The organism is Halomonas sp. ND22Bw, from assembly GCF_003011945.1.
Classification (GTDB): domain Bacteria; phylum Pseudomonadota; class Gammaproteobacteria; order Pseudomonadales; family Halomonadaceae; genus Halomonas; species Halomonas halophila.
Window position 1 is genome coordinate 1 of record NZ_PXWD01001805.1, and the last position, 235, is coordinate 235.

At 70.2% G+C, this 235-nt stretch carries 1 pseudogene; it reads left to right on the forward strand.

Annotation, left to right across the window (positions count from 1 at the left end):
- Positions 1 to 235 (forward strand): annotated as a pseudogene (locus CVH10_RS24505) (ATP-dependent DNA helicase Rep); the annotation flags it as partial.

Below are 235 nucleotides of genomic sequence, written 5' to 3' on the forward strand. Positions count from 1 at the left end.
GAGCTGGGGCTGGCCGAGCAGCTGCCGACCCGTGCGGTGGAGCGCCTGGGCCGCTTCACGCACTTCATCGAGGGGGTGCGCCGGCGCATGGACCAGGGCGACGCCATCGCCGCCATCCGCGAGATGCTGCGCGACATGGACTACGAGGCCTGGCTCTACCAGAACGCCAGCGCGCCGACCATCGCCGAGCGGCGCATGGCCAACGTCTGGACGCTGATCGACCAGCTCGAGAAGT